6 protein-coding genes are annotated in these 6,325 nt (G+C 70.6%); 4 read left to right on the top strand and 2 right to left on the bottom strand.

Going from position 1 to position 6,325, the window contains the following annotated elements; translation table 11 throughout:
• The 3 genes from MQP27_RS42095 to ptsP all read left to right on the top strand — a co-directional run.
• Nucleotides 1–263, top strand: a 263-nt coding sequence (locus tag MQP27_RS42095; protein ID WP_242775533.1) for a hypothetical protein, incomplete at its 5' end; no start/stop codon positions are given.
• Nucleotides 264–509: 246 nt separating this feature from the next.
• A complete protein-coding gene (locus tag MQP27_RS42090) occupies nt 510–959 on the top strand; it encodes a PTS sugar transporter subunit IIA (RefSeq protein ID WP_242775532.1) in 450 nt (149 codons plus the stop codon).
• Nucleotides 960–1,037: 78 nt separating this feature from the next.
• The gene (gene ptsP / locus MQP27_RS42085) at nt 1,038–2,708 is read left to right on the top strand and encodes a phosphoenolpyruvate--protein phosphotransferase (RefSeq protein WP_242775531.1); all 1,671 of its coding nucleotides are present in this window, start codon (nt 1,038–1,040) and stop codon (nt 2,706–2,708) included.
• Nucleotides 2,709–2,768: 60 nt separating this feature from the next.
• Here ptsP and MQP27_RS42080 read toward each other — a convergent pair whose 3' ends face one another.
• Complete coding sequence (locus MQP27_RS42080; RefSeq protein WP_242775530.1) at nt 2,769–3,662, bottom strand: DUF8829 domain-containing protein; 894 nt, start codon at nt 3,660–3,662, stop codon at nt 2,769–2,771.
• A 22-nt stretch (nt 3,663–3,684) separates the two neighbouring features.
• On the bottom strand, nt 3,685–4,893 hold the full coding sequence (locus MQP27_RS42075) for an MFS transporter (RefSeq protein ID WP_242775529.1): 1,209 nt from the start codon (nt 4,891–4,893) through the stop codon (nt 3,685–3,687).
• 111 nt (nt 4,894–5,004) lie between these two features.
• On the opposite strand from MQP27_RS42075, the gene MQP27_RS42070 reads away from it, so the two are divergent.
• The gene (locus MQP27_RS42070) at nt 5,005–6,324 is read left to right on the top strand and encodes an aminotransferase class I/II-fold pyridoxal phosphate-dependent enzyme (protein ID WP_242775528.1); all 1,320 of its coding nucleotides are present in this window, start codon (nt 5,005–5,007) and stop codon (nt 6,322–6,324) included.
• The last annotated feature ends 1 nt before the right edge of the window (nt 6,325 follow it).

Here is a 6,325-nt window from a genome sequence, read left to right as displayed (position 1 = left end):
CCCCGACGGTTCACAGCGTCCTCGCTGTGTTTTATTTCAAAGGAACCTCGCCCCAACCGGCAAAGCCGACCGGAGACGGGGTATCAACATATCTGGCGTTGATTTTTGGCACGCTGTTGAGTTCTCAAGGAACGGACGCTTCCTTCGTACTCACCCTCGCGGGCTTTCCTCCGGGCTTCCCTTCGGTGTTCCAAACTCTATCAGTGTTTTTCCGTCTCCCTGACCACCCTCCCGCAGGCATGCGGAAGATGACCCCGAGATAGGATCTGACGAGTATGGGTGCTGCTGAGCAAGGACGCTTGGTCGCGTCGCTCGGCCTCAAGCAGGAGTACGACTGTACACGGGGCCGCAGAGCGGGTGCAAATCGATTGGGGCTGGTGGTCTAGACCACTAACCGGTATCTTTCGTGCGGAACCAGCACTTCATATGACATACCCTGCTGCACAGTGCGCCGTCCGGGACACACAGTGACGGCCCGTATATGCATCTCCACCCCTGGGAGGCTTCCCATGACCACCGTGACGTCCCCTCTGGCCGGACGCGCCATCGGACTGGCCGCAGTCCCTGATCCGGTCTTCTCCGGGGCCATGGTCGGCCCGGGTACGGCGATCGACCCTGTCCGTGAGCCCTCCGAGGCCGTCGCTCCCGTGGACGGCGTGATCGTCTCTCTGCACCCGCACGCTTTCGTCGTCGTCGACGATCAGGGGCACGGAGTCCTCACCCACCTCGGCATCGACACCGTTCAGCTCAACGGCGAGGGCTTCGAGCTCCTCGTGAACAAGGGCGACACCGTGACGCGCGGCCAGGGCGTCGTGCGCTGGAACCCGGCCGCCGTGGAGGCCGCAGGCAAGTCCGCGGTGTGCCCGGTGGTGGCGCTGGAGGCCACCACCGAGGCCCTCTCCGATCTTCGTGACAACGGCGATGTGAAGGCCGGCGACAGTCTCTTCGTCTGGAAGTGACGTCACTGCCGTCGTATGACGGCGAGTAGGACAACCATCGCGGCGGCGGGACCCGCCGCACTATCGGAGACGGGTGAGATGGAGACAACGCTGCGAGGCGTCGGCGTGAGCCACGGTGTGGCGATCGGCGAGGTTCGGCACATGGGAACGGCGGTGCTCGAGCCGCCTGCCAAGCAGATCCCGGCGGAGGACGCGGAGCGCGAACAGGGGCGCGCCCGCCAGGCCGTTCAGGCTGTGGCGGCCGATCTGATGGCGCGCGGCAATCTGGCGGGGGGCGAAGCCCAGGCGGTGCTCGAGGCGCAGGCCATGATGGCCCAGGACCCGGAGCTGATGGCGGACGTCGAGCGGCGTATCGCCGTCGGCAGCACGGCCGAGCGGGCCGTGTACGACGCCTTCGCCGCGTATCGCGCCCTGCTGGCCGGTGCCGGGGAGTACCTCGCCGGCCGCGTGGCCGACCTGGACGATGTGCGGAATCGTATCGTCGCCCGGCTGCTCGGGGTTCCGATGCCGGGCGTCCCGGACAGCGACGAGCCGTACGTACTCATCGCGCGTGACCTCGCGCCCGCCGACACGGCGCTGCTGGATCCGACCCTGGTCCTCGGCTTCGTCACCGAGGAGGGCGGGCCGACCAGCCACAGCGCGATTCTCGCGAGGGCGCTCGGCGTGCCGGCCGTGGTGGCTCTGCCGGGTGCCGGCGAGCTCGCCGAGGGCACGGTGATCGCCGTGGACGGCAGCACCGGCGAGATCTTCGTGAACCCCAGTGCGGAGAAGCGGGCGCAGCTCGAGGCCGCGGCCTCGGAGCGCAAGGCCGCGCTGGCCGCCTCGACCGGGCCGGGCGCGACCTCGGACGGGCACAAGGTGCCGCTGCTGGCCAATGTCGGCGGTCCCGCCGACGTGCCGGCCGCCGTAGAGGCCGGGGCCGAGGGCGTCGGTCTGTTCCGTACCGAGTTCCTCTTCCTGGACGACAGCAAGAACGCCCCGTCGGAGGAGAAGCAGGTCGAGGCCTACCGGCAGGTGCTGGAGGCGTTCCCGGAGGGTCGTGTCGTCGTCCGTGCGCTGGACGCGGGCGCGGACAAGCCGCTGGACTTCCTGACGCCGGCGGACGAGCCGAACCCGGCGCTGGGCGTCCGTGGGCTGCGGACGCTGCTCGACCACCCCGAGGTGTTGCGCACCCAGCTGACAGCGCTCGCGAAGGCGTCGGAGGGACTGCCCGTCTACCTCGAGGTGATGGCCCCGATGGTGGCGGACCGCGCCGACGCCAAGGCGTTCGCCGACGCCTGCCGTGAGGCGGGTCTGCAGGCGAAGTTCGGTGCGATGGTCGAGATTCCGTCTGCCGCGCTGCGGGCCCGCTCGATCCTTCAGGAGGTCGAGTTCCTGTCGCTGGGCACGAATGACCTCGCCCAGTACACCTTCGCCGCCGACCGGCAGGTCGGTGCGGTGTCCCGGCTGCAGGATCCGTGGCAGCCCGCGCTGCTCGACCTGGTCGCTCTGTCCGCGGAGGCGGCCAAGGCCGAGGGCAAGAGCTGTGGCGTCTGCGGTGAGGCGGCGTCCGATCCGCTGCTGGCGTGTGTGCTGACGGGTCTGGGTGTCACCTCCCTCTCCATGGGTGCGGCGTCGATTCCTTACGTCCGGGCGACGCTGGCCAAGTACACGCTGGCCCAGTGCGAGCGGGCCGCCGCGGCCGCCCGGGCCACGGAGAGCGCCGAGGAGGCGCGCAACGCGGCTCAGGCGGTGCTGTCCGGCGAGTAGGAGCCGGAACGGCTGTTCGTGAGGGGCGCTCCGCCTGCGGGTGGGGCGCCCCTCATGCGTTCAGTGGCGGTGGCCCGGTGTCTGGCCCTCCTGTCCGAGGTCGGGCGGTACGCAGTAGTCGACATCTGACTCGGGGGAGATCAGGTCTCCCGATTCGATGTCGGTGCAGTAGGCGTCGAACACCTCGCCGGCAGTGAGGGGTTCCAGGCCCTCCCCGCGCAGGCGCCAGCCGTAGATGCGGTCGCCGGTCCCGGGAGCGGTGGTGCGCATGACGAGTCCGCCGGGGCTCCGGGTGGCGATGCCGAGGGCCAGCACCGTGGTGAATTCGAGGGCTTCGGCTTCGTCCAGTTGGACCGTGCCCTCGTCGTCCTCGTCGGCGTGCAGGACGGAGACGAGTGTTTCCGGTGTCCCCTTGACGCTGCAGACGAGGTGGCGGTTGCCCGGTCCTGCCGTGTCGAGGATGCGAACGAGGAGGTCGGACGCGCGGGTGAAGGAGGCGCGGCCGATGTCCTCTCCGCAGGAGGCGCAGGCGCCGAGTCGGGCGAGGAGTGTCGAGGCGTACTCCCAGGTGGCCTGTCGTACGGCTTCGTCGACGAGGGCGGGGACGAGGTCGGCCAGGGGCCGGCCGTCGTACGGGACGGTCGGTCCTGTGGTCGCCAGTTCCGCGGTGAAGCGGGTGCGGCTGGACGGGAGGTCGGGGTCCAGGCCCGTGTCCGCGCAGAATTCGGCGTACTCCTGCGGGTCGAAGAGGGCCACCGTGGTGTGGCTGCCCTGGGAGGCGCGTGTCTTGAGGAGCGCCTCCACCTGGTTCAGGTAGGTCGTGTGGTCGCCGAAGGTGAAGCTGCGGTAGCGCCGCATGGCCCGGAAGTCGTGCTCGTCGGTCAGCAGGCCGATGGTGCCGGCGATTTCGCGGCGCAGGACGCGTCGCATGGTCTGGTGGTCGGTGCGCGTCATCTTTCCCCCTGTGCACGGTCGATCAATGCTCACTCACAGTAACTGGCGGCACTGACAACGCCGTCCGGGCGAGGCGTTCGCGGACCAGTCGGTGCTGGAAGATGCAGGTCAGGGCGATGGTGGCGCCGAAGACGGTCCAGCCGGCCGGGCCGGTGGCGATGGCTGCGGTGACGGCGAGTGGTCCGACGCTGCGCTGCGCCGACTGGGCCAGGCCGTGGACGCCGAGGTAGGCGCCCTGTGCGGTGTCAGGCGCCAGAGCGACGGAGAGTTCCCAGGAGACGGTGGCGTGGAGCATCTCGGCCAGGGTGAAGAGGACGGCCGAGGTGGTGAGCAGCAGCGTTGCGGTGACGGCTCCGCCGGTCGCCGAGAGCGCCAGTGCGGCACCGCCGAGGGCGAAGGCGGCGGACAGCGGGATCAGCAGGGCGCGTGCGGCGGCCGTGGTGGTGCCGAAGCGGGCCAGGGGGACCTGGAGGGCCACCACCATCACGTTGTTGAGGACCATCAGCAGGGGTGCGAGGCCGTGTGGTGCGTTGCTCGCGTGCGCGATCCACAGGGGCAGGCCGACCTTGAAGACGGCGTCGTCGAGGAAGAGGACCGTTTCCGTGGCGACGTAGACGAGGTACGTGCGGTCGCGCCAGGGGTTTGGGGGCTTGGTCGCGGGTGCCCGGGTCTTGGAGGTGGTGACGGTCCGGGCCGTGGACGGGGGTTCGCCGCAGCGCAGGGTGAGGAGCGCGGAGGCGACGAAGGAGACCGCGTCGCCGACGAGGAGCCACTGGTACGCGGTGGTGGTGCCGAGGGCGAGGGCCGCGGCTGCTGCGAGGCCGCCGAGGGCCCAGCCGACGTTGGCGACAGTGCGCTGTACGGCCTGGTAGCGGACCCGGTCTGGTCCGGCGGCGCGGGTGGCGTAGAGCTTGGTGAGGACGCTCGCGGCGCGGTCGCCGAGGCTGCCGGTCGCCGCGAAGGCGAGCAGCAGGGCGTAGTCGTTGGTGGTGAGGAGGGCGAAGGAGGCCAGGGCGCGCAGGAGTTGGAGGGCGATCAGGACGCGGGTGAGCGGGAAGCGGTCGGCGAGGCGGCCGCCGAGGGGTGCGCCGGCGATGCCGATGGCCCCTGCCGTTGCGGCGAGTGTGCCGACCTGGGCGACGGAGAGGCCGGACACGTAGGTGAAGTACAGGACGGACACCGAGGCCCACAGTCCGCTGCCGGTGCGGTCGACGAGGGCGACGGCGAGCATTCTGCGTCCGTCGCGTCCTCCGGGTATTCGGCTCGACCATGCGGCTGCGCGGCGCATCGGATGCACTGCTCCCCCTTGCCTCTATTTATGTACTGATACATAATTGGAAACGTGGCAATACAATATGGGATCCGTGGTACGACGGCCAAGGGAATTGCCGCGTCCGTCGAACGCCGTGTGACCGAGGGCGCGTTGGGCCCGGGGGCGGCGCTGCCTCCGGTGCGGCGGCTGGCGGAGGACCTCGGCGTGAGTCCGGGGACGGTGGCCACCGCGTACAAGGAGCTGCGCGGTCGCGGGATCGTCGTCACGCGCGGGCGTGGCGGGACGGTGGTGGCGCCCGCGCCCGCCGTGGCGTCGAGGCGGCCGCCCAGGGTTCCGGAGGGGCTGCGGGACTTGGCGGGCGGGCACCCGGATCCGAGGCTGCTGCCCGCTCTCGTACCGCCGTCGCGTCTGTCTCCCGGCTCTCGCTCGCATCGCTCGACTCCGAGGCTGGCGCGTCTGGAGGACGCGACGCGGGAGTGGGTCGGGGCCGATGGTGTGCCCGTGGAGCATGTGACGTTCGCGCACGGGGCGCTCGATCTGATCGGGCGGCTGTTGTCCGTGGAGCTGCGGCCGGGCGATGCCGTGGCCATGGAGGACCCTGGGTATCACCATCTGCTGGACCTGGTCACGGCGTTGGGGTTGCGCATCGTGCCGGTGGCCGTGGACGACGAGGGTGTGCGGCCGGATGCCCTGCGTGGGGCGCTGCGGGCGGGTGTGCGGGCTCTGGTGTGCAGTCCTCGGGCGCAGAACCCGTACGGCGGCTGCTTCTCCGTGACGCGTCGGGACGCGCTCGTGGAGGTGCTTCGGGACGAGCCGGACGTGCTGGTCGTCGAGAACGACCATGCGTCCGCCGTCGCCGCTGCGCCCCTGCGTTCGCTGGCCGTGAGCGGGCTGCCCCGCTGGGTGCATGTGCGGACGGTGAGCAAGTTCCTCGGGACCGACCTGCGGTGGGCCGCGGCCGCGTGTGACGCGACCACGCTGGCCCGCCACGACGGGCGGTTGCTGCTGACCTCGGGCTGGGTCAGTCATCTGCTCCAGGAGACCGTGCACGGGCTGCTGACCGACACCGCCACGCGCGCGTTGGTGGCGCGTGCCCAGGAGACGTACGAAGAGCGCCGCGGCGCCCTCCTGCGGGAACTCGGCGATCGTGGCATCCCCGCGCGCGGGACGAGCGGGATGAACCTGTGGGTGCCCGTGCGGGACGAGTCGGCCGTGGTGAACGGGCTGCGGTCGTACGGCTGGTGGGTGGCCGCCGGAGCCCGGTTCCGGCTGTCGTCGCCACCGGGTGTGCGGATCACCGTCGCGGAGCTGGAGCCGGCCGACGCGGCAGCGCTGGCCTCGGACTTCGCCACCGTGCTCGGCGAGTCCGAGGCCACCTACGGCGGCTGAC

This window comes from Streptomyces cylindrosporus (assembly GCF_022698165.1).
Classification (GTDB): Bacteria; Actinomycetota; Actinomycetes; order Streptomycetales; family Streptomycetaceae; genus Streptomyces; species Streptomyces cylindrosporus.
The sequence above is the reverse complement of the archived record's forward strand: the minus strand, read 5'-3'. Positions and strand labels throughout refer to the sequence as shown.